Annotated in this window: 17 protein-coding genes; 7 read left to right on the top strand and 10 right to left on the bottom strand. The window is 71.5% G+C overall.

The window, feature by feature from the left end:
• Positions 1-24: 24 nt before the first annotated feature.
• Both FHU28_RS10775 and nrdR read right to left on the bottom strand, forming a co-directional pair.
• Positions 25-2,922, bottom strand: a complete 2,898-nt coding sequence (locus tag FHU28_RS10775; RefSeq protein WP_184683347.1) for a vitamin B12-dependent ribonucleotide reductase — start codon at positions 2,920-2,922, stop codon at positions 25-27.
• A gap of 34 nt (positions 2,923-2,956) precedes the next feature.
• Complete coding sequence (gene nrdR / locus FHU28_RS10770) at positions 2,957-3,457, bottom strand: transcriptional regulator NrdR (protein WP_073830207.1); 501 nt, start codon at positions 3,455-3,457, stop codon at positions 2,957-2,959.
• A gap of 489 nt (positions 3,458-3,946) precedes the next feature.
• On the opposite strand from nrdR, the gene lexA reads away from it, so the two are divergent.
• Positions 3,947-4,729 carry a transcriptional repressor LexA gene (gene lexA / locus FHU28_RS10765; RefSeq protein ID WP_116504900.1) on the top strand — a complete coding sequence of 261 codons (783 nt, stop codon included), beginning with the start codon at positions 3,947-3,949 and terminating at the stop codon, positions 4,727-4,729.
• A 55-nt stretch (positions 4,730-4,784) separates the two neighbouring features.
• Here lexA and FHU28_RS10760 read toward each other — a convergent pair whose 3' ends face one another.
• Together FHU28_RS10760 and hflX are read right to left on the bottom strand one after the other, a co-directional pair.
• A complete protein-coding gene (locus FHU28_RS10760; RefSeq protein ID WP_184683346.1) occupies positions 4,785-6,506 on the bottom strand; it encodes a WD40 repeat domain-containing protein in 1,722 nt (573 codons plus the stop codon).
• Between the two features lie 50 nt (positions 6,507-6,556).
• Positions 6,557-8,020, bottom strand: a complete 1,464-nt coding sequence (gene hflX / locus FHU28_RS10755; protein ID WP_184683344.1) for a GTPase HflX — start codon at positions 8,018-8,020, stop codon at positions 6,557-6,559.
• 196 nt (positions 8,021-8,216) lie between these two features.
• Here hflX and FHU28_RS10750 point away from each other — a divergent pair, with 196 nt between their 5' ends.
• Positions 8,217-9,689 (top strand): NAD-dependent malic enzyme, encoded by a 1,473-nt coding sequence (locus FHU28_RS10750; RefSeq protein ID WP_184683342.1) that lies wholly within the window; start codon positions 8,217-8,219, stop codon positions 9,687-9,689.
• 360 nt (positions 9,690-10,049) lie between these two features.
• Here the strand turns inward: FHU28_RS10750 and dapF are convergent, their stop codons facing one another.
• From dapF to FHU28_RS10735, 3 genes are read right to left on the bottom strand one after another with little or no spacing between them, the layout of a single operon-like run.
• Positions 10,050-10,907 carry a diaminopimelate epimerase gene (dapF, locus tag FHU28_RS10745; protein WP_184683340.1) on the bottom strand — a complete coding sequence of 286 codons (858 nt, stop codon included), beginning with the start codon at positions 10,905-10,907 and terminating at the stop codon, positions 10,050-10,052.
• Positions 10,908-10,914: 7 nt separating this feature from the next.
• The gene (miaA, locus tag FHU28_RS10740) at positions 10,915-11,832 is read right to left on the bottom strand and encodes a tRNA (adenosine(37)-N6)-dimethylallyltransferase MiaA (protein WP_221453837.1); all 918 of its coding nucleotides are present in this window, start codon (positions 11,830-11,832) and stop codon (positions 10,915-10,917) included.
• Positions 11,817-12,536 carry a class III extradiol dioxygenase subunit B-like domain-containing protein gene (locus tag FHU28_RS10735; RefSeq protein WP_184683336.1) on the bottom strand — a complete coding sequence of 240 codons (720 nt, stop codon included), beginning with the start codon at positions 12,534-12,536 and terminating at the stop codon, positions 11,817-11,819. Before FHU28_RS10735 ends, miaA begins: the two co-directional genes overlap by 16 nt.
• Before the next feature lie 204 nt (positions 12,537-12,740).
• Here FHU28_RS10735 and FHU28_RS10730 point away from each other — a divergent pair, with 204 nt between their 5' ends.
• Together FHU28_RS10730 and FHU28_RS10725 are read left to right on the top strand one after the other, a co-directional pair.
• Positions 12,741-13,949 (top strand): DUF349 domain-containing protein, encoded by a 1,209-nt coding sequence (locus FHU28_RS10730; RefSeq protein WP_184683334.1) that lies wholly within the window; start codon positions 12,741-12,743, stop codon positions 13,947-13,949.
• 332 nt (positions 13,950-14,281) lie between these two features.
• Positions 14,282-15,904 (top strand): cellulase family glycosylhydrolase, encoded by a 1,623-nt coding sequence (locus tag FHU28_RS10725; protein WP_184683332.1) that lies wholly within the window; start codon positions 14,282-14,284, stop codon positions 15,902-15,904.
• Between the two features lie 98 nt (positions 15,905-16,002).
• On the opposite strand, the gene miaB is transcribed toward FHU28_RS10725, so the two are convergent.
• Positions 16,003-17,502 carry a tRNA (N6-isopentenyl adenosine(37)-C2)-methylthiotransferase MiaB gene (miaB, locus tag FHU28_RS10720; RefSeq protein ID WP_073830217.1) on the bottom strand — a complete coding sequence of 500 codons (1,500 nt, stop codon included), beginning with the start codon at positions 17,500-17,502 and terminating at the stop codon, positions 16,003-16,005.
• 52 nt (positions 17,503-17,554) lie between these two features.
• On the opposite strand from miaB, the gene FHU28_RS10715 reads away from it, so the two are divergent.
• Positions 17,555-17,782 carry a DUF2277 family protein gene (locus FHU28_RS10715; RefSeq protein WP_013284740.1) on the top strand — a complete coding sequence of 76 codons (228 nt, stop codon included), beginning with the start codon at positions 17,555-17,557 and terminating at the stop codon, positions 17,780-17,782.
• Positions 17,783-17,921: 139 nt separating this feature from the next.
• Here FHU28_RS10715 and FHU28_RS10710 read toward each other — a convergent pair whose 3' ends face one another.
• Positions 17,922-18,401, bottom strand: coding sequence for a hypothetical protein (locus FHU28_RS10710; protein WP_073830218.1), 480 nt, complete (start codon positions 18,399-18,401; stop codon positions 17,922-17,924).
• Positions 18,402-18,614: 213 nt separating this feature from the next.
• Positions 18,615-19,604 carry a selenide, water dikinase SelD gene (gene selD / locus FHU28_RS10705; RefSeq protein ID WP_184683330.1) on the bottom strand — a complete coding sequence of 330 codons (990 nt, stop codon included), beginning with the start codon at positions 19,602-19,604 and terminating at the stop codon, positions 18,615-18,617.
• A gap of 198 nt (positions 19,605-19,802) precedes the next feature.
• On the opposite strand from selD, the gene FHU28_RS10700 reads away from it, so the two are divergent.
• Together FHU28_RS10700 and FHU28_RS10695 are read left to right on the top strand one after the other, a co-directional pair.
• A complete protein-coding gene (locus FHU28_RS10700; RefSeq protein WP_073830220.1) occupies positions 19,803-20,558 on the top strand; it encodes an amino acid ABC transporter ATP-binding protein in 756 nt (251 codons plus the stop codon).
• Between the two features lie 52 nt (positions 20,559-20,610).
• Complete coding sequence (locus FHU28_RS10695) at positions 20,611-21,489, top strand: glutamate ABC transporter substrate-binding protein (RefSeq protein WP_184683328.1); 879 nt, start codon at positions 20,611-20,613, stop codon at positions 21,487-21,489.
• The last annotated feature ends 21 nt before the right edge of the window (positions 21,490-21,510 follow it).

Below are 21,510 nucleotides of genomic sequence, written 5' to 3'. Positions count from 1 at the left end.
CGCGCTCGCGTTTTCGGTCGGTCGTCAGCTGCAGCCGCTGGTGGAGCCGCAGCCCTCGCAGACGTAGCAGCTACCGGCGGGCCGCATCTTCGTGCCGCAGGTGAAGCAGAGCGGCGCGTCGGCGGCCTTGCTGATCACGGCCTCCAGCAGTTCGGTGCTGGAACCCACGGCCGGGGCCGGCTTGGCGGCCGCGACGTCGGCCATCTCCTGCGCCGGCTGCGCGATCGGACCGGTCTTCGGCTCCGGCGCCTCGACCGGGGCGGAGGAGGCCATCGCGGTGAGGTCCGCACCGCTCGCCTCCGCCTCCGCCTCGGCCGCGAGCTGGGCGGCCCGCTCCTTGGCGGTGAAGATGCCCAGTTCGGCACGGCGGTCGTACGGCAGGAAGTCCAGCGCCAGGCGACGGAAGATGTAGTCCATCACCGAGGCGGCCATCCGCACGTCCGAGTCGTCGGTCATGCCAGCCGGCTCGAAGCGCATGTTGGTGAACTTGCTGACGTACGTCTCCAGCGGGACGCCGTACTGGAGACCGATGGAGATGGCCACCGAGAAGGCGTCCATCACGCCGGCCAGGGTCGAGCCCTGCTTCGACATCTTGAGGAAGACCTCGCCGAGGCCGTCGTCCGGGTAGGACGAGGCGGTGAGGTAGCCCTCCGCGCCGCCGACCGAGAACGAAATGGTCTCCGAGGGGCGCTTCTTCGGCAGTCGCTTGCGCACCGGGCGGTACTCGACGACCTTCTCCACGACCTTTTCCGGCGCGGCGGCCGGGGCCTGGGTCTCGACGGCGCCCTTGCTCGGCTTGGCAACCGACAGCGGCTGGCCGACCTTGCAGTTGTCCCGGTAGATCGCCAGCGCCTTCAGGCCGAGCTTCCAGCCCTCGAAGTAGATCTTCTCGACGTCCTCGACGGTGGCCTGCTCGGGCATGTTGACCGTCTTGGAGATGGCGCCGGAGATGAACGGCTGGACCGCCGCCATCATCCGCACGTGGCCCATCGGCGCGATCGACCGCTCGCCCATGGCGCAGTCGAAGACCGGGTAGTGCTCCGGCTTGAGGCCCGGGGCGTCCACCACGTGGCCGTGGTCGGCGATGTGCTCGACGATCGCCTCGACCTGCTCCTCGGGGTAGCCGAGGCTGCGCAGGGCGCGCGGCACGGTCTGGTTGACGATCTGCATCGAGCCGCCGCCGACCAGCTTCTTGAACTTCACAAGCGCCAGGTCCGGCTCGACGCCGGTGGTGTCGCAGTCCATCATCAGGCCGATGGTGCCGGTCGGGGCGAGCACGCTGGCCTGCGAGTTGCGCCAGCCGAACTTGTCGCCGAGCTTGTTGCCCAGCGTCCACTGCTTGGTCGCCTCGCGCTGCACGGCGGTGGCCACGGTGCCGGTCGGCTTGATCGCGTCGTTGGCGGCGGCGTGCTTGCGCATGACCCGCTTGTGCGGCTCGGCGTTGCGGGCGTAGCCGTCGTACGGGCCGACGATGCCGGCCAGCTCGGCGGAACGGCGGTAGGCGGTGCCGGTCATCAGCGAGGTGATCGCGGCGGACACCTCCCGGCCGTGCTCCGAGTCGTACGGCAGGCCGGAGGCCATCAGCAGCGCGCCCAGGTTGGCGTACCCGATGCCGAGCTGCCGGTAGGCGCGGCTGGTCTCACCGATCTTCTCGGTCGGGAAGTCGGCGAAGCAGATCGAGATGTCCATCGCGGTGATGACGAACTCGACCGACTTGACGAACTTCTCCACCTCGAAGCCGCCGTCGGCGCGGAGGAACTTCATCAGGTTCAACGAGGCCAGGTTGCACGAGGAGTTGTCCAGGTGCAGGTACTCCGAGCACGGGTTCGACGCGGTGATCCGCCCGGTTTCCGGGCAGGTGTGCCAGTCGTTGATGGTGTCGTCGTACTGCAGGCCCGGGTCGGCGCACTCCCAGGCGGCCTGGGAGATGGCGCGGAACAGGTTCTTGGCGTCGATCGTCTCGATGGTCTGCCCGTCGAGCCGGCCGCGCAGGTCGAAGCCGCCGCCGTTCTCCACAGCGGACATGAACTCGTCCGAGACGCGGACCGAGTTGTTGGCGTTCTGGTACTGCACGCTGACGATGTCGGCGCCGCCCAGGTCCATGTCGAACCCGGCGTCGCGCAGCGCGCGGATCTTGTCCTCCTCGCGCGCCTTGGTGACCACGAACTCCTGGATGTCCGGGTGGTCCACGTCGAGGATGACCATCTTCGCCGCGCGCCGGGTGGCGCCGCCGGACTTGATGGTGCCGGCGGAGGCGTCCGCGCCGCGCATGAAGCTGACCGGACCGGAGGCGTTGCCGCCGGAGGAGAGCAGCTCGCGGGAGGAGCGGATCCGGGACAGGTTGACGCCGGAGCCGGAGCCGCCCTTGAAGATCAGCCCCTCCTCCTTGTACCAGTCGAGGATGGAGTCCATCGAGTCGTCGACGGCCAGGATGAAGCAGGCGCTGACCTGCTGCGGCGACGGCGTGCCGACGTTGAACCAGACCGGCGAGTTGAAGCTGAACACCTGGTGCAGCAGCATCCAGGTCAGCTCGTGCGCGAACACCTCGGCGTCGGCCGGGCTGGCGAAATAGCCGTACTCCTCACCGGCGGTGCGGTAGGTCTCGACCACCCGGTCGATCAGCTGCTTGAGCGACCACTCCCGCTCCGGGGTCCCCACCGCGCCCCGGAAGTACTTGGTGGTCACGATGTTCGCCGCGTTGACCGACCAGGACTCGGGGAACTCCACCCCGCGCTGCTCGAAGTTGATCGAGCCGTCCCGCCAGTTCGTCATGACGACGTCGCGGCGCTCCCAGGCGACCTCGTCGTAGGGATGCACCCCCGCCGTCGTCCAGACACGCTCGATCTTCAGCCCCGCCCCGGCCTTGTTCCGTGACTTACTGGTCGTCACGCCCTCGCCCCCCTCGTCGGCACGGTCACCCACCGCGCCTCGTGTATCTGTCAGAAACCCGAAAATGTCAGCTGATCGCGCCGGCGGCGTCGGCCGCCTGAGCACCGGCGCCCTCCCGGGCGCGCGCGGCGGCCCGCAGCGTCTCGATCTCGCGCTCGAAGTCGGCGAGCGAGTCGAAGGACCGGTAGACGCTGGCGAACCGCATGTAGGCCACCTCGTCGAGGTCACGCAACGGGCCGAGGATGGCCAGGCCCACCTCGTGGCTGGGGATCTCGGCCGCCCCCTTGGCCCGTACGGTCTCCTCGACCTTCTGTGCCAGCAGCGCGATCGAGTCGTCGTCGACCGGCCGCCCCTGGCACGCCTTGCGCACCCCACCGATGATCTTCGTACGGCTGAACGGCTCGGTCACCCCACTGCGCTTGACCACCGCGAGCACCGCCTCCTCGACGGTGGTGAACCGCTTGCCGCACTCCGGGCACGACCGTCGCCGCCGGATGAGCTGGCCGTCGTCGGCCTCCCGCGAGTCGACCACCCGGGAGTCGGCGTGCCGGCAGTACGGACACCGCATTCGCCCGACCTCCTCCGTCGATCGCGGGCACACCTACCGGCTCCCGGGCACGCGTCGGCACGGCGGAGTCATCGTCCGATGACCGTCGCCGAGTGTGCGGTGCGGGAGTGCGTTCGGTAGTTGAACCCAACCTGTGGGCAACTTACGCCCGTATGACTACTACATCTAGGGGTCGACCGTATGCCGAACCCCAAGCGAGGTCAAGTTGGTCGGCGTGTCCGGCGCGTCGCCAGCATCACGTCCGGCGCGACGCCACCGAGGAGCCCAACGGACGGCCTCCCGTGCTAGTCACGGGCTTGCCGGATGGAACATCTGTACGAGCGGCGTACTCTTCTATCAGAACAACAGTTCGGAAATCCAGGAATTCGGCGCGACACGCCGACACCAGGTCGTACAGATGTTTGAAAATGACCGATCTCACCTATACGGTCAGACCACACGCACCACGAGCCGACGAGGCACCCCAGCGCCGACCAGGGAGGGACGGACGTGACCGAGGACCGGGCCAGCCGGCAGAAGAACCCGCAGCCGAACGACGGGGCGGGTCCTCCGGCGACCCGCCGCCCCCGCGCCGCCCGCAGCCGCACCGCCCCCGCGGCGGTGCGCCCGGTCACGCCGGTGGTGAGCAGCTTCCCCGACCCGGCGACCGTCGACCTGACCGCCCGGCAGCGGCGGATCCTGGAGTTCATCCGCACCTGGGTCGAGCGGCACGGCTACCCGCCGAGCGTGCGCGAGATCGGCGAGGCGGTCGGGCTGGTCTCCCCGTCCAGCGTCGCCTACCAGCTCAAGGAGCTGGAGAAGAAGGGCTACCTGCGCCGCGACCCGAACCGGCCGCGCGCCGTCGACGTCCGGGCCCCGGGCGAGGCCGACGACGAGGCCGCCCGCGCGCAGCGGCCCACCCCGGCGTACGTGCCGATGCTGGGCCGCATCGCCGCCGGTGGCCCGATCCTGGCCGAGCAGGCTGTGGAGGACATCTTCCCCCTCCCCCGCGAGCTGGTCGGCGAGGGCGAGGTCTTCATGCTCCAGGTCAAGGGTGACTCGATGCTCGACGCGGCGATCTGCGACGGCGACTGGGTGGTCGTCCGGCAGCAGCCCAACGCCGAGGTCGGCGACATAGTGGCCGCGATGCTCGACGGCGAGGCGACGGTCAAGACCTACCGGCGCCGGGACGGGCACGTCTGGCTGATGCCGCAGAACCCGGCCTTCGACCCGATCCCCGGCGACGACGCCACCATCATGGGCCGCGTCGTCGCGGTGCTGCGCCGCATCTGACCCGACAGCAGCGAAAAGGGGTGACCGTCGCAGGTCACCCCTTTTCCGTGTCGTCTCAGTAGCGGTCGCCCCGGTACTCCCGGCCGCCGCCGGACACCGGGCCGTACGGGCCCCGGTCGTCGTAATCGTCGTCGCGGCGCGCGCCACGCGGTTCCTGGCCGCGACGCGGCGGCTCGGCCCGGCCGCCGCCCCCGCGCGGCCCGCCGCCGGGCTGCCCGCGGTATCCGGCCCCACCCGGGCCGCCGCCGTAGCCGCCACCCTGGCCGCCACGGCCCGAACCGCCCTGACCTCCGCCGCCACCCGGGCCGCCACGGGCCGGACCGCCCTGGCCCGTACCGCCACCCGGCGCGCCCTGGCCTGCGCCGTAGACACCGCCACCGCGGCCTCCGCCGCCGGCCGGGCCGCCGCCGTAGACGCCACCGCCCGGAGGACGGCCGCCACCCTGGCCACGGCCGCCGCCCCGGGGCGCGCCGCCGTACACGCCGCCGCCCGGCCGGCCACCGCCGGAGGGCGGACGGCCGCCGTTCGCCGCGCCACCGTAGACGCCGCCCTGACCACCGCCGTAGACCCCGCCGCGCGGGGCGTCCGGCCGTTCGCCCGACGGGAAGCCGTTCACCGGGAACTCGCCGCTGCGCTCGGGCTCCCCGGCCGTCGCGCGGGGCGCCGGCTTGCGCCGCGACCGCAGGATGCCGAAGACGCCCGCGCCGACCAGTAGCGCGCCGAGCACCCCGACCGCCGCGATCAGGTACGTGATCTCGTCGAGTGAGAGCCCTTCGAGCCAGGACTTCTCGGCGGCCGCCTTCGTCTCGGCCTTCCCGCCGTTCGGAAGCGCCTCCACCCCGGTGGTGGACGGCGTGTAGCTGAGGATCTCGATCGGGTCCGAGTCGTCGAGCGTCCCGCCGTCGGAGACGGTGACGAACAACTTGCCGTCGGGCGTGTACGAGATCGCTTCGCCGAACGGGTCGGCCAGCGGGGTGATCCGCGGCTTACCGGTGGTCAGCGCCTTGACGATGTCGCCGCCGGCCACGTCGAACTCGAACGCGTCGGCGTACGTGCGCAGCACGACCTTGCTGCCGTCGGGTGAGCGGGCCGCGCCGGTCACCAGCGCCCTGCCCGGCGAGCCGAGCTTGTTCTCGGTGTCGGTCTTCGGCAGCGTGACCTCGCCGACCTTCTTCATCGGGATCGGCTCGGGGTCACCGCCGGCCTTCAGCTTCACCGTCGGGGTGTAGATCTCCGACTTGCCGGAGAGCTCCTTGGTGATCACCAGCGGCATGTTGTCGTCGCCGACGAGCAGCGCCTCCGCGTCGTGCGGCTCCTTGCCCGGGTAGCTGAGCCGGTGCAGCACCGGCTGCTTCGCGCCGCTCAGCGGCATCGTCCAGACCGCGACCCGCTCCCGGCGGGTCTTCTTCTCCACGTTGTCGCCGGTGTCGGCGATCCAGAGGGTCTTGCGGTCCGGACTGAGCGCCAGGTCCTCTGTGTCGAAGGGCCCGTCGCCGGAGTACCGGACCTCCTTGTCGACCTTGCACTTGGCGTCCAGGTAGAAGACCCGCTTGCGGCTGGCGTCGTCGGTGCCGTCGTTGATCACGACGTATCCGCTGCTGGTGGCGATCAGGCCGGACAGCTCGCGGAGGCGGTTGTCCTCGACCGTGCACTTCTTCTTGGGAGCCGCGGCCAGCACGGGGGCCGCGGCGGGTGCCGCCGGGGCCGGCCCGGCCGGCGCCACGACCGCGCCGACCAGGCCGAGCGCGAGCGTGACCGAGGAGACAACGTGCCGCATGACGCTCAGTGTCGCACGGCGGGGGTTTCCGGCGGGTGACGCCGGACGGCTCACCGTCCGGCGCCCACCCGCTCGTCGCTGGTCAGCCGGTCCCCCGCCCGGTAGGGCGCGAGCTCGGCGGCGAGCCCCTGGCCCACCCGTACGTGCAGCAGCGTGCCCTCGGGCAGGTGCGCGGTGCTGAGCACCTCACCCTGCCGGTGCACCCGGGCGACCAGGTCACCCCGGTCGTACGGGAGCACGACGCGCACCTCGACGGCCGGCCGGGGCAGTCGGCGCTCGACCGCCTCGCGCAGCTCGTCGATCCCGCGCCCGCTGTGCGCGGAGACGAACACGGCGTCCGGCCACAGCCGCTTGAGCCGCAGCATCGTCTCCTCGTCGGTGGCGTCGGTCTTGTTCACCACCAGTAGTTCCGGCAGCCGGTCGGCGCCCACCTCGGCGAGCACCTCGCGTACCGCCCGGACCTGCTCCTCCGGGTCCGGGTGGGTGCCGTCGACCACGTGCACGACCAGGTCCGCGTCGCCGACCTCCTCCAGCGTCGAGCGGAACGCCTCGACGATCTGGTGCGGCAGGTGCCGGACGAACCCGACGGTGTCGGACAGCGTGTAGAGCCGCCCGTCGGACGTGGTGGCGCGGCGGGTGGTCGGGTCCAGCGTGGCGAACAGCGCGTTCTCCACCAGCACGCCCGCCCCGGTGAGGCGGTTGAGCAGGCTGGACTTGCCGGCGTTTGTGTAGCCGGCGATGGCCACCGCGGGCACCGCGTTACGGGTGCGCCGGGCGCGCTTGGTCTGGCGTACCGTCGCCATGCTCTTGATCTCGCGGCGCAGCCGCGCGATGCGGTGGCGGATGCGCCGCCGGTCGGTCTCCAGCTTGGTCTCACCGGGACCGCGCAGACCCACGCCGCCGCCGGCGCCACCGCCGCGACCGCTACCACCGGTCTGCCGGGACAGCGCCTCGCCCCAACCGCGCAGGCGCGGCAGCAGGTATTCGAGCTGGGCCAGCTCGACCTGCGCCTTGCCCTCCTTGCTCTTGGCGTGCTGGGCGAAGATGTCGAGGATCAGGGCGGTCCGGTCGACCACCTTGACCTTGGTGCGCTGCTCCAGGTTGCGCAGCTGCGACGGCGACAGCTCACCGTCGCAGATGATCGTGTCGGCGCCGGTGGCGAGCACCACGGCGCCCAGGTCGTCGACCTTGCCGCGGCCGATGTACGTGGCCGGGTCGGGCCGGTGCCGGCGCTGGATCAGCCCTTCGAGCACCTGCGAGCCGGCCGTCTCGGCCAGCGCCGCCAACTCGGTGAGGCTGTTGTCGGCGTCGGTCTGCGTGCCCTCGGTCCAGACCCCGACCAGGACGACCCGCTCCAGCCGCAGCTGGCGGTATTCGACCTCGGTGATGTCGGTGAGTTCGGTGGAGAGGCCGGGGACCCGCCGCAGCGCCTGCCGCTCCGACAGCTCGTACTCACCCGTGGTGGCCTTGAGCTCGTCGTCCTCGTAGGGATGGAAGGTCTCCTGCTCGCGCAAACTGCGTCTCCTGTCCGTTATGTGCATCGCCGAGAATTTTCGGCGCGTGACAGCAATCCTGACATGTGTCAACGCCGGGCGCACCTGTCTTATGCCCGTGACGCTACCGACCGGTAGCGGGGGCGGATGCCGGGCGACCTGGGCAGGCGAGTAGAAATGCCAGTCGAGCCGCTCAGCGCCGACGGAGGAGTTTCTCGTGGCCAACACACGACTGCCGAGTGCCGGATTCTCCATCACCATCCGGATCGCGGTACCCGCCGACGCCACCTCCATCGGCCGGCTCACCACCGCCGCCGGCGAGGCCGGGGCCATCGTCACCGCGCTCGACGTGGTCGACTCCGACCCCGCGCACGTGATCGTCGACCTCACCTGCGACACCGCCGACGCCGGGCACGCCGACCAGGTGGTCGACGCGCTCACCGCGCTCGACGGGGTCGACGTGCGCAAGGTCTCCGACCGGACGTTCCTGCTGCACCTCGGCGGCAAGATCGAGGTGACCCCGAAGGTCGCGCTGCGCACCCGCGACGAGCTGTCCCGCGCGTACACCCCGGGTGTGGCCCGGGTCTGCATGGCGATCGCGGAGAACCCGGCCGACGCCCGCCGGCTCACCATCAAGCGCAACACCGTCGCCGTGGTCAGCGACGGCACCGCCGTGCTCGGCCTGGGCAACCTCGGCCCGGCCGCCTCGCTGCCGGTGATGGAGGGCAAGGCCGCGCTGTTCAAGCGCTTCGGCGGGGTGGACGCCTGGCCGGTGGTCCTGGACACCCAGGACACCGACGAGATCGTGGCGATCGTCAAGGCGATCGCGCCCGCGTACGGCGGGATCAACCTGGAGGACATCGCCGCGCCGCGCTGCTTCGAGATCGAGGCCCGGCTGCGCGAGGCCCTCGACATCCCGGTCTTCCACGACGACCAGCACGGCACCGCGATCTGCGTGCTGGCCGCGCTCACCAACGCGCTGCGCGTCGTGGGCAAGCAGCTCGCGGACGTCCGGGTCGTGGTCTCCGGCGCCGGCGCGGCCGGCACCGCGATCATGAAGCTGCTGCTGCGCCAGGGCGTCGGCGACATCATCGCGTACGACCGCCAGGGCGCCCTGCACCGCGGTCTGCCGGACCTCAACCCGGCCTGGCAGTGGCTGGCCGAGAACACCAACAAGGAGAACTACTCCGGCGACCTGGCCGGCGCGGTACGCGGCGCGGACGTGTTCATCGGCGTCAGCGCGCCGAACCTGCTCACCGGCGAGGACGTCGCCCAGATGGCGAAGGACTCGATCGTCTTCGCGCTCGCCAACCCCGACCCGGAGGTCGACCCGCGCGAGGCGCGCAAGTACGCCGCCGTGGTCGCCACCGGCCGCTCGGACCAGCCCAACCAGATCAACAACGTGCTCGCCTTCCCCGGCGTGTTCCGCGGCATGCTCGACGCGCACGCCGAGGAGTTCACCGAGGAGATGGCGCTCGCGGCCGCCCGGGCCATCGCCGACGTCGTCGGCGAGGAAAAGATCAACCCGACGGTGATCGTGCCCAGCGTCTTCGACTCCCGGGTCGCCCCCGCCGTGGCCGCCGCCGTACGGGCCGCTGCCCAGAACCCGGCCGCCACGCCGGCCCCCGCAGCCGACCCGGGCCCGGCCGACCTGCCCGAGATCGCCGCCAACGCCAGCGCCACCCCCTGACACGTTCCTCCCGCTCGCGGCGCAGCGCCGTCTTGCAAGGCCCGCCCGCAGCCGGGTAGTCAGCCGTCCCCGACGAGCGTCCACACGAGATCTTGGAAGGAAATGGCCCTCATAGGGGCCCGAATCTTCCAAGATCTCCAACATCGCCTCGCCCTGAGACGGACAAGTCAAACAGAAGGTCCTTCAGCGCAGTTTGATCGGCTCCACTTCCCCGAAGTGGCGGTATCAGCACCCTTGATCAACACGAGTTCGCCGGGGTGGTGGCATCAAAGGGCCGGCGACACCACCACTTCGCCGAGCTGGTGTTGATCAAGGAGTTCGCGTCGGCGGAGCACTGGAAATCCGCCGCAAACTCCTTGATCAACCGGCAGAACCGCCAAGGGCGGAGGGGGTCAGGGTGCCTGTGGCCACCAGGACCGCTGGGCCGGACAGCCAGCAGGAGTCGGCTGTCACCGTGACGGTGAGGCGTCCGCCGGGCACGTCTACCGCCACCGTGCCGGTGTCGAGGCCGGCGTCGCGCAACGCCACCGCGCCGACCGCGCACGCGCCGGTGCCACAGGAGAGCGTCTCGGCCGAGCCGCGCTCGTAGACCCGCATCAGCACGTGCGCGTCGACGCCGGCGACCGGTTCGCCCGGCGTGGTGAACTCGACGTTCACCCCGGCCGGGAAGGTGGAGGCGTCGACGTCGGGCGCGCGGGTGAGGTCGAGCGCGGTCAGCTCCAGCGCGGCGGGCAGCGCGCACACCAGATGCGGGTTGCCGACGTCCACGGCGGCGCCGGGCAGCGTCAGCCCGCCGAGCGTGGCGGTCGCCGTGTCGTACAGCCGGGGGCGGCGCATCTCGACCGCCACGTCCGCGCCCTCGACGCGGGCCCGGACCAGGCCGGCGCGGGTGGCGATCGGCAGCGTCCCGTCCGACGAGGCGGCAGCCAGCGAACGGTCCAGCAGGTAGCGCACGAACACGCGGGCCCCATTGCCGCACATCTCGGCGAACGAGCCGTCGGAGTTCCAGTAGTCCATGAACCACTCGGCCTCGCCGGCCAGCGCGACGCCCTCGGGATGCTTGGCGGCGCGCACCACGCGCAGCACGCCGTCGCCGCCGAGGCCACGCCGCCTGTCGCAGAGCGCGGCGACCAGGCCGGGCGTCAGGTCGAGGGCGCCGTCCGGGTCGGGCAGGATGACGAAGTCGTTGCCGGTGCCGTGACCCTTCGTGAACTCCACGCCCCCATCATCCCCGATGCTCGGCGACCACCCGCAGGGCAGTGTCGAGAAATGCGGGCGACGCCGAGTCCAGCCAGTGCACGCGCGGGTCACGCCGGAACCAGGAGCGCTGCCGCCGGACGAACCGGCGGGTGGCGCGGATGGTCTCTTCGTGCGCTTCGGCGTCGGTCAGCTCCCCGGCCAGGAAGCGCAGCACCTGCTGGTAGCCGAGCGCCCGGCTGGCCGTACGCCCCTCGGGCAGCCCTTCGGCGACCAGCGCCCGCACCTCGTCGACCAGCCCGTCGGCCCACATCCGGTCCACCCGCAGCGCGATCCGCTCGTCCAGCAGGGCCGTGTCCAGGTCGACGCCGAGCTGCACCGACGGGTAGTACGGCGTGGGCGACGGCAGCGACGCGGTGAACGGCGCGCCGGTCAGCTCGATCACCTCCAGCGCCCGCACGATCCGCCGCCCGTTCGTGGGCAGGATGCTCGCCGCCGCCCCCGGGTCCGCCTCGGCCAGCCGCGCGTGCAGCGGACCGGGACCGACAGCCGCCAGTTCCGCCTCCAGCCGCTGACGCAGCGCCGGGTCGGTGCCGGGGAACTCGAACTGTTCGAGCACCGCCCGCACGTACAGCCCGGAGCCGCCGACCAGCAGCGGCACCCGCCCCCGGGCCAGGATGTCGTCGACGGCCGCGCGGGCCAGCGCCTGGTATTCCGCGACGCTCGCCGGCTCGGTCACCGGCCAGATGTCCAGCAGGTGATGCGGCACACCCTCGCGTTCGGCCGGCGTCAGCTTCGCGGTGCCGATGTCCATGCCCCGGTAGAGCTGCATCGAGTCGGCGTTGACCACCTCGCCGCCGAGCGCGTGCGCCAGCGCGATGCTCAGCGCCGACTTCCCGGCAGCGGTCGGCCCGACCACGGCGACGACTGTCACACCCGCTCCCAGTTCGCCACGAAGTAGGCCACGCCGTAGGGGGCGCGGTGGTAGCCCAGCTCACCCCGCCAGTCGCCGCCGGCCGCCTCGACCGCGCCGGCCAGCACCTGCCACGGCGCGCGGCCGGCGACCCGCAGCTGCGCCGACAGCACCGGGTCCAGGTCGCGCAGCGCCGCCGTGTCCGCGCCGGCCAGGGCCACTGCGACCCCCTCGTCGTACGCGGGCGCGCGCGGGTCGTCGTACCCCGGCGCGGTGACGCCGCGGCAGGCGGACCCGTCACCGAGCACGAGCAGCGCGACCCGCGGATCGTCGTCGGCGATCAGGCTCGCGCCGAACGCCGCGCACTCGGCCGGCGTGGCGTCGTGCGCCACCGACCGGGCCAGGCGGGGCAGTGCGGTGCCGGAGCGGTTGAGCAGCCACGCGCCGACGGTCAGGCTCAGCGGCAGGCGGTCCCCGCCGGAGCACGAGGTCTTCCACAGCCGCACCGGCCGGTCCAGCCCGAAGCCGCGCAGGGAACCCCAGTCGGCGGCATTGAACCGGACGGTCTCCGGCCCACCGCCGACGAGCAGGATCGCCTCGGGCTCGGCGGCGAGCAGCCGGGCGACAGCGGCGTCGGCGGCGGCGCGCAGGTCGTCCAGCTCGGGCGCGGCGGCCCCGGCCAGCTCGGGCACGATCAACGGCGGATGGGGGCAGACGGCGGCGGCGACCAGTGGCACGCCCCCAACCTATCGGGATCCGCCGGTGCGTCCCCGCGCCGATCCGGTCATCGAGGGCGTACGACACCGTATGGTCACGGTCGACGGCAGGCGCTCGACACGGACCGGGTCGGACCTGTGACAATGCCGGGAGAAAGTTTGCTGCGCCGTGGCGGCGATTCGAGGGGACTGTCCCCTCGACGCCGGGAGAACGAGGATGGGCACATGAGCGACTGGACTGCCTTCGGACGGGTGGACGAGGACGGCACCGTCTACGTCAAGACGGCCGAGGGCGAGCGGGTGGTCGGATCCTGGCAGGCAGGCGCACCGGAGGAAGGGCTCGCCCATTTCGCCCGGCGCTACGCCGATCTGGTGACCGAGGTCGACCTGACCGAGGCCCGGCTCAACTCGGGCGCGGCTGACGCCGGCCACTCCCTGACCACGATCCGGCGGATCCGCGGTTCGCTGGGCGAGGCGCACGTGGTCGGTGACCTCGACGCGCTGGCCGCCCGGCTGGACAAGCTCGCCGTCCTCGCCGAGGAGAAGGCCGGTGAGGCCAAGGCGGCCCGCGAGGCCGCCCGGGGTGAGGCGCTGGCGCGCAAGACCACCCTGGTCGAGGAGGCCGAGAAGCTGGCCGCCGAGTCGACCGGCTGGAAGACCGCCGGGGACCGGCTCAAGGAGATCCTCGACGAGTGGAAGACCATCCGCGGCGTCGACAAGAAGACCGACGGTGAGCTGTGGAAGCGGTTCGCGGCCGCCCGGGACGGCTTCACCCGCCGCCGGGGCGCCCACTTCGCCTCCCTCGACCAGCAGCGCAAGCAGGCGCAGACGGTCAAGGAGGAGCTGGTCGCCGAGGCGGAGAAGCTCAAGGAGTCCACCGACTGGGGCGTCACCGCCGGTCAGCTCAAGGACCTGATGGCCCAGTGGAAGGCCGCGCCGCGCGCCGCCAAGGAGGCCGAGCAGAAGCTCTGGGAACGGTTCCGGGCCGCGCAGGACGAGTTCTTCAGCCGGCGCAGCGAGGTCTTCTCGGCGCGCGACAACGAGCAGCGCGCCAACCTGGAGCGCAAGCAGGCGCTGCTGGCCGAGGCCGAGGCGCTCGACGTCGACGGCGACCCGAAGAGCGCCCAGGCGAAGCTGCGGGAGATCCAGGCGCAGTGGCACGAGGCCGGTCGCGTGCCCCGCGAGGCCGCCTCCGGGCTGGAGCGCCGGCTGCGGGCCGTGGACGACAAGGTCCGCGAGGTGATGGACTCGGCGTGGCGGCGTACCTCCAAGGAGGACAACCCGCTGCTGGCGCAGATGCGCGTTCAGGTCGCCGAGGCCGAGGACCGGCTGGCCCGGGCCCAGGCCGCCGGTGACGCCCGCCGGATCAAGGAGGCCGAGCAGGCGCTCGCGTCGAAGCGGCAGTTCCTCCAGCTCGCCGAGCAGGCCGGCTGACGGAAGCACCCCGGCCGGCAGGCCGGCGGACAGACACGCCACAGGTGAGCCCCCGGCCGGATCGGCCGGGGGCTCACCTGCGTCCGGGCCGGGTTGACGCATCGAGGCAGGCTGATCAGAATGAGCGGCGGAGCCAGGTTCAGGCACCGGCACGAGGGCACCGACGGCTGATCTACGTCGTCGACGATCGCCGGTGCGACATCTCGCGGGTGGCCGTCCACACGACACGGCCCGGCGCGCGCTGCGCGCGTACTCGATGACGAGCGGGACGTGCCTCCTGGTCCTGCCGCCCGCGGCGCCTGCGCGGCGCGGGCATCCGAAGTGGAGCTTCCATGCACCGACGCACCGCCCTCGGCGGCGCCCTGACGGCGCTCGCCACCGCAGCGGCCGGCGTTCTCGTCGCCGCCGCCGTCTCCACCGCACCGGCCGCCGCGGCTGCCGGTGGCACCGGCACCGGTTACCTGCACACCAGCGGCAACAAGATCGTCGACAGCACGGGCGCGACCGTCCGGCTGACCGGCATCAACTGGTTCGGCATGGAGACCGACAACAAGACGTTCCACGGCCTGTGGTCGAGCAACCCGTGGCGCTCGCAGCTCGACACCATGGCCCGGCTCGGCTACAACACGCTGCGCATCCCGTACTCGAACGACGCGCTCAAGGCCGGCGCGACGGCGACCGGCATCAACGACTTCGTCAACCCGGACCTGATCGGGCTCTCCCCGTTGCAGATCCTCGACAAGGTCATCGACTACGCGGGCAGCAAGGGGATGCGGGTCATCCTGGACCGGCACCGGCCGACGTCGGCCGGTCAGTCGCCGCTCTGGTACACCTCGACGGTCTCCGAGGCGACCTGGATCAACGACTGGAAGATGCTGGCCCAGCGGTACGCGGGCAACACCACTGTGATCGGCGCGGACCTGCACAACGAGCCGCACGCCGAGGGCACCAACCCGGCCGCCACCGGCGCCTGCTGGGGCTGCGGCGACACCGCCCGGGACTGGCGGCTGGCCGCCGAGCGGGCCGGCAACGCGATCCTCGGCGTGCAGCCGAACTGGCTGATCTTCGTGGAGGGGGTGAGCTGCCCGAGCGGCGGCCTGTCGAACGTCTGGGACAACGACCCCAGCAACGACGAGGACTGCGGCTGGTGGGGCGGCAACCTGTCCAAGGCCGGGCAGTTCCCGGTCCGGCTGAACGTGGCGAACCGGCTGGTCTACTCGCCGCACGAGTACGCCACCTCGGTCTACCGCCAGGCCTGGTTCGACGACCCGACCTACCCGGCGAACATGCCGGCCATCTGGGACAAGTACTGGGGCTACCTCTACAAGCAGAACATCGCGCCGATCATGATGGGCGAGTTCGGCACCACGCTCCAGGACCCCAAGGACAAGATCTGGCTGCAGAACCTGATGGCGTACACCGGCACCGGGGTGAACGGGATGTCGTTCACGTACTGGTCGTGGAACCCGAACTCCGGTGACACCGGCGGCATCGCCAACGACGACTGGACCACGATCAACCAGCCGAAGCAGGACATCCTCACGCCGTACCTGATCCCGCCGACCGGCGGTGGCGGCACCACCAGCCCGTCCCCCACCGGCACCCCGAACACCTCGCCGGCGCCTACCACCCCGCCGCCGCCCGTCACCGGTGGCTGCACCGCCACCTACAAGCAGATCAACTCCTGGTCGGGTGGCTTCCAGGGTGAGCTGACGGTCAAGAACACCGGCACCGCCGCGGTGAACCCGTGGTCGGCCACCTGGACCTGGCCGTCCGGGGTGACGCTCGCAAGCGGCTGGAACGCCACCGTCACGCAGTCCGGCACCACTGTGACGGCGGCCGCGCCGGGCTGGGCGTCGTCGCTGGCGGCGGGCGCGTCGGTCACCGTCGGCTTCACCGCCAACGGCACCGCCGCCGCCCCCGCCACGGTCAAGCTCAACGGCACCGCTTGCTGATCGTGCAAGGAAGGGCCCCTTATTAACGCCTGCGGTAGAGGAAGGGCCCCCTTTTAACACCGAGTGTTAAAAGGGGGCCCTTCCTTACGCGGGGGCGGTCAGTGGGCGGCGCAGCCGCCGGTGGGGGCCGGTGACGGGGCCGGCGCGCCGATCGTCGGCAGTCCGAGCAGCACCCCGGGGGTACGCGGGACCTGTCCCGCCTCGGCCGCGTCACCGGCCCGGGTACGCCGGTGCGCCAGCGGCGCGCCGTCGGCGTTGAGGTGGTGCGGGGCGGCGTACGTGACAACGGTGTGCACGATGTCGCCGGGGCGGATCTGCCCGGCCAGCTCGCCGGTGGCGAAGTGCACGAGGCGGCCGTCGCGGGCCCGGCCGGACATCCGGCCGGTGCGCTCGTCCTTGCGGCCCTCGCCGACTGCCACGAGCACCTCGACGGTCTCCCCGACCAGCTTCTTGTTCTCCGCCCAGGTGATCTCCTCGACGCAGGCGATCAGCCGCTCGTAGCGCTCCTGCACGACCTGCTTGGGCAACTGGCCGTCCATCGTGGCGGCCGGGGTGCCGGGGCGCTTGGAGTACTGGAACGTGAACGCCGACGAGAACCGCGCCTCCCGGACCACGTCGAGCGTGCGGGCGAAGTCGGCCTCGGTCTCGCCGGGGAATCCGACGATGATGTCGGTGGTGATCGCCGCGTCCGGCATCGCCGCCCGGACCTTGGAGATGATCCCCAGGTAACGCTCCGACCGGTACGAGCGGCGCATCGCCCGCAGCACGTCGTCCGAGCCGGACTGCAACGGCATGTGCAGCGAGTGGCAGACGTTCGGCGTCTCCGCCATCGCGGCGATCACGTCGTCGGTGAAGTCCTTCGGGTGCGGGCTGGTGAACCGCACCCGCTCCAGCCCGTCGATGTCGCCGCAGGCGCGCAGCAGCTTGCCGAACGCGTACCGGTCGCCGAACTCGACGCCGTACGAGTTGACGTTCTGCCCGAGCAGCGTCACCTCCAGCACGCCGGCGTCGGCGAGCGCGCGGACCTCGGCGAGGACGTCGCCGGGGCGGCGGTCCTTCTCCTTGCCGCGCAGGGAGGGCACGATGCAGAACGTGCAGGTGTTGTTGCAGCCGACGGAGATCGAGACCCATCCGGCGTACGTCGACTCGCGCCGGGTCGGCAGCGTGGAGGGGAACACCTCCAGCGACTCCAGGATCTCCACCTCGGCCGCGGCGTTGTGCCGCGCCCGGTCCAGCAGCGCGGGCAGCGCGCCGATGTTGTGCGTGCCGAAGACGACGTCCACCCAGGGCGCCTTGCGGACGATGTCGCCGCGGTCCTTCTGGGCCAGGCAGCCGCCGACGGCGATCTGCATCCCGGGGTGCTTCGCCTTCACGGGGCGCAGATGACCCAGGTTGCCGTAGAGCCGGTTGTCGGCGTTCTCCCGGACCGCGCAGGTGTTGAACACCACCACGTCGGGCTGATCGTCGGCCTCGGCGGCGCGCACGTAACCGGCATCCTCGAGGAGGCCGGAGATGCGCTCGGAGTCGTGCACGTTCATCTGGCAGCCGTACGTACGCACCTGGTAGGTGCGCGGGCTGCCCGCGGCTGCGGTAGTCATGACCCGGACAGCGTATCCGGGTGGAGCTGGTCGGACCGAACGAGGAGGAGCCATGTGCCGGAGCATCAAGACCCTGCGTGAGCCGTACGTCCCGGTGGTCACCGAGGAGGACATCCGCGCCGCCGCGTTGCAGTACGTCCGGAAGATCTCCGGATTCCGTACCCCGGCCGCGCACAACGCCGCCGCGTTCGACGCCGCGGTGGACGCCGTGGCCGCCGCCACCGCGACGTTGCTCGACCAGCTCGTGGTGCGGGGCCAGCAGCCGGCAGCCCGGGGCTGACCGGCCGGACGCCCTCGGCGCCGAGCACACGCTCCCGGCGCCGCCACCGCTCCGACGCCGCTCCGACGCCGGGGCGAGCGCCGGTGCCCGTCGCGCGGTGGCGCGTGCCCGTCGCGCCCGCCTTAGCGCGCGCTCGCGGTCAGGCGGCGGCGAGCGCCGGGGCGACCGTGTCGGGGGCCCAGCGGGAGCGGTGGCACTGCGACCAGCCCCGGCAGCGCGGGTCGGCCTGCGTGCAGAGCCGGTGGTGGCTGAGCACCTCGCCGTCGTCGGTGTCGGCCACGTCGAAGTGCACCGGGCGGATCGTGCCGTCCGGGGCGACCAGCAGGTGCCGGCCGGCGTCGAGCGTGTCGTCGCGCAGCAGGCAGTTGCGACCCAGCAGCCGGGCCAGCGCCGCGATGGCGGGCAGCTCGGCCAGGTTCTCGGGCACGCCGTAACAGTCGACGACGGTGCGGTACAGCCCGGGCGCCTCCCACACGTCGCAGACCACCGCGTACGCGGGGAGCCGGGCCGGGTCGGCCACCGCCAGGGGCATCACCACCCGGCCGAGCGCCTCGGCCAGTGCCGGGTAGACCTCCACCGGCTCGCCGCCGTCGATTCTCCAGTTCCACAGCTCGGTCATGCCGCCTCCTCGCTGCGCTCGTTCCACCGGCCTCCGGATCGGGCCTTACTGACGATGGTGGAGGGCATTTGCCCTCAGCCGGGCGCAAGTTACCGGTCTGTGACCATTCCGGGCAAAATTCCCTCGGGCGACGTTGCCCAGAGTAGCTGGAAGATGACAGTTTATCGGGTACGGTGCCGCGGCGACCGCCCGGCCGCGCCGTGAGTCGAGGACTCAGCGGACCCGGATCAGATGGTCCGAGGCCGGCAACAACTCACCGATGACAATCCCGCCCGGCACCTCGCCGGCGACCAGCAGCCCGCCCGAGGTCTGCGCGTCCGCCAGCAGCAGCCGTTCCCCCTCGTCCGCGCTGCCGAAGTCGGTCCACGGGTTGACCCAGTCCAGGTTGCGCCGGGTGCCGCCGCTGACGTACCCGTCGCGCATCGCCTCCCGCGCGCCCGGCAGATACGGCACCGCCGCCGCGTCGATCGCCACCGTGAGGTGGCTCGCGCGGGCCAGCTTCGAGGCGTGCCCGAGCAGGCCGAAGCCGGTGACATCGGTGCCGCAGCGGATACCGGCGGCCACCGCCGCGAGGGCCGCGTCCCGGTTGAGCCGGGCCATCGACTCGACCGCCTCGGGGAAGCGCTGGCCGGTCTGCTTGTGCCGGGTGTTGAGCACGCCCACGCCGAGCGGCTTGGTCAGCGACAGCGGCAGGCCGGCCCGCCCGGCGTCCAGGGTGATCAACTCGTCCGGCCGGACCACGCCGGTGACCGCGAGGCCGTACTTCGGGCTGTCGTCGTCCACGCTGTGCCCGCCGGCCAGGTGGCAGTTCGCCTCCCGGGCCACGTCCAGACCGCCGCGCAGCACCTCTCGGGCCATCTCCGGCGGCAGCACCCCGCGCGGCCAGCAGAGCAGGTTCAGCGCGACGAGCGGCGTGCCGCCCATCGCGTACACGTCGGAGAGCGCGTTGGCGGCGGCGATGCGGCCCCAGTCGTAGGCGTCGTCGACCACCGGGGTGAAGAAGTCGGCGGTGCTCACCAGGCCCGTACGCTCGTCCAGCCGGACCACCGCGGCGTCGTCGCCGTTCTCCAGCCCGACCAGCAGGTCGGCGGAGCCGCCGGTCGAGCCGAGACCGGCGACCATCACCTCCAGCTCACCCGGAGGGATCTTGCAGGCGCAGCCGCCACCACGGGCGTAGTCGGTCAGCCGGATCGCGTCGGTCATCGCGTCATGATCTCTGGCCAGCGCCTTCGGCGCCACTCGGCCCACCCGGACTGTGACAAAATTCGGACGTGCCGGTATGCAGGTGACCGGTGTTACCGCTCCGTGACCATCTGAGTTGCGTTCTGCCACATCACCCCGCCTACAGTTGCCCAACCGGGGGTCGCTCGACCCCCAATTCCGGCATGGACGACAGGGACGGTGGACGACGTGACGACGGGCGACCCGCTGATCGTGCTCGACGGGGTCAACAAGTGGTTCGGGCCGCTGCACGTGCTCGACGACGTGTCCCTCTCCGTCGGCCGGGGCGAGGTGGTCGTGGTGATCGGCCCGTCCGGCTCCGGCAAGTCGACGCTGTGCCGCACGATCAACCGGCTGGAGCCCATCGACAAGGGCACCATCACGTTCGACGGGCAGCCGCTGCCGGCCGAGGGCAAGCCCCTGGCCAAGCTGCGCAGCGAGGTCGGCATGGTCTTCCAGTCGTTCAACCTCTTCGCCCACAAGACGATCCTGGACAACGTCACGCTGGGGCCGGTCAAGGTGCGCAAGGAGAAGCCGGCCGCCGCCCGCGAGCGCGGCCTGGCCCTGCTCGACCGCGTCGGCATCGCCAACCAGGCGGACAAGTACCCGGCGCAGCTCTCCGGCGGCCAGCAGCAGCGGGCGGCGATCGCCCGCGCGCTGGCCATGCAGCCCAAGGCGATGCTCTTCGACGAGCCGACCAGCGCGCTGGACCCGGAGATGGTCGGCGAGGTGCTGGACGTGATGACCTCCCTGGCGAGCGAGGGCATGACCATGGTCGTGGTGACCCACGAGATGGGTTTCGCCCGGCACGCCGCCAACCGGGTCGTCTTCATGGCCGACGGGCAACTGGTCGAGGACGCGCCGCCGGCCGAGTTCTTCGCGAACCCGCGCAGCGAGCGGGCCAAGGACTTCCTCTCCAAGATCCTCACTCACTGAGCGTCCGTAGTTGGAGTCGTCCCGGCGGCTCCGTTGAAGAAGGAGATTGAGTATGCGTTACAAGCGCGTGGCGGCGGTTGCCGCGGCGGCGACCTTGGCGCTCGGCCTGTCCGCCTGCGGTGGCGACAGCGACGACGAGGGCACCGGCGCCGGCAGCAAGGACTTCGCGGCCGGCAGCACCATGGAGCGGCTGAGCAAGGCCCAGAAGATCAAGGTCGGCACCAAGTTCGACCAGCCGGGCTTCGGTCAGAAGGGCCTGTCGGGCAAGCCGGAGGGCTTCGACGTCGAGGTCGCGAAGCTGATCGTGAAGGAACTCGGCATCCCCGAGGACAAGATCGAGTACGTCGAGACGCCGTCGAAGGTCCGCGAGGACGTCATCGTGAACGGCACCGTCGACCTGGTCGCGGCCACCTACACGATCAACGACAAGCGCAAGGAGCGCATCGCCTTCGCCGGGCCGTACTACGAGGCCGGCCAGAACATCATGGTCCGCAAGGACGAGTCGGCCATCACCGGCCCCGACTCGTTCAAGGACGGCGCCAAGAAGGTCTGCTCGGTCACCGGCTCCACCCCGGCCGAGGAGATCAAGAAGTACGTCAAGGACGTCGGCACCCAGCTGGTGCTCTTCGACACCTACGACAAGTGCCGCGACGCCCTGAAGGGCAAGCAGGTCGACGCCGTCACCACCGACAACGTGATCCTGCTTGGCTACATCGCCAAGGACGAGGCGTCCTTCAAGATGGCCGGCGACAACTTCACCAAGGAGCCGTACGGCATCGGTGTCAAGAAGGAGGACACCGACTTCCGTAACTTCATCAACGACACGCTCGACAAGGCCTTCCAGGACGGCAGCTGGAAGAAGGCGTGGGACGACACCGCCGGCAAGTTCGGCGCCACCCTGGGCGACCCGCCCGCCGTCAACCGCTACTGATCCGCTAGATCCGGAGGGTGG

The organism is Micromonospora echinospora, assembly GCF_014203425.1.
GTDB lineage: Bacteria > Actinomycetota > Actinomycetes > Mycobacteriales > Micromonosporaceae > Micromonospora > Micromonospora echinospora_A.
This window is presented reverse-complemented; position numbering and strand designations above follow the sequence as displayed.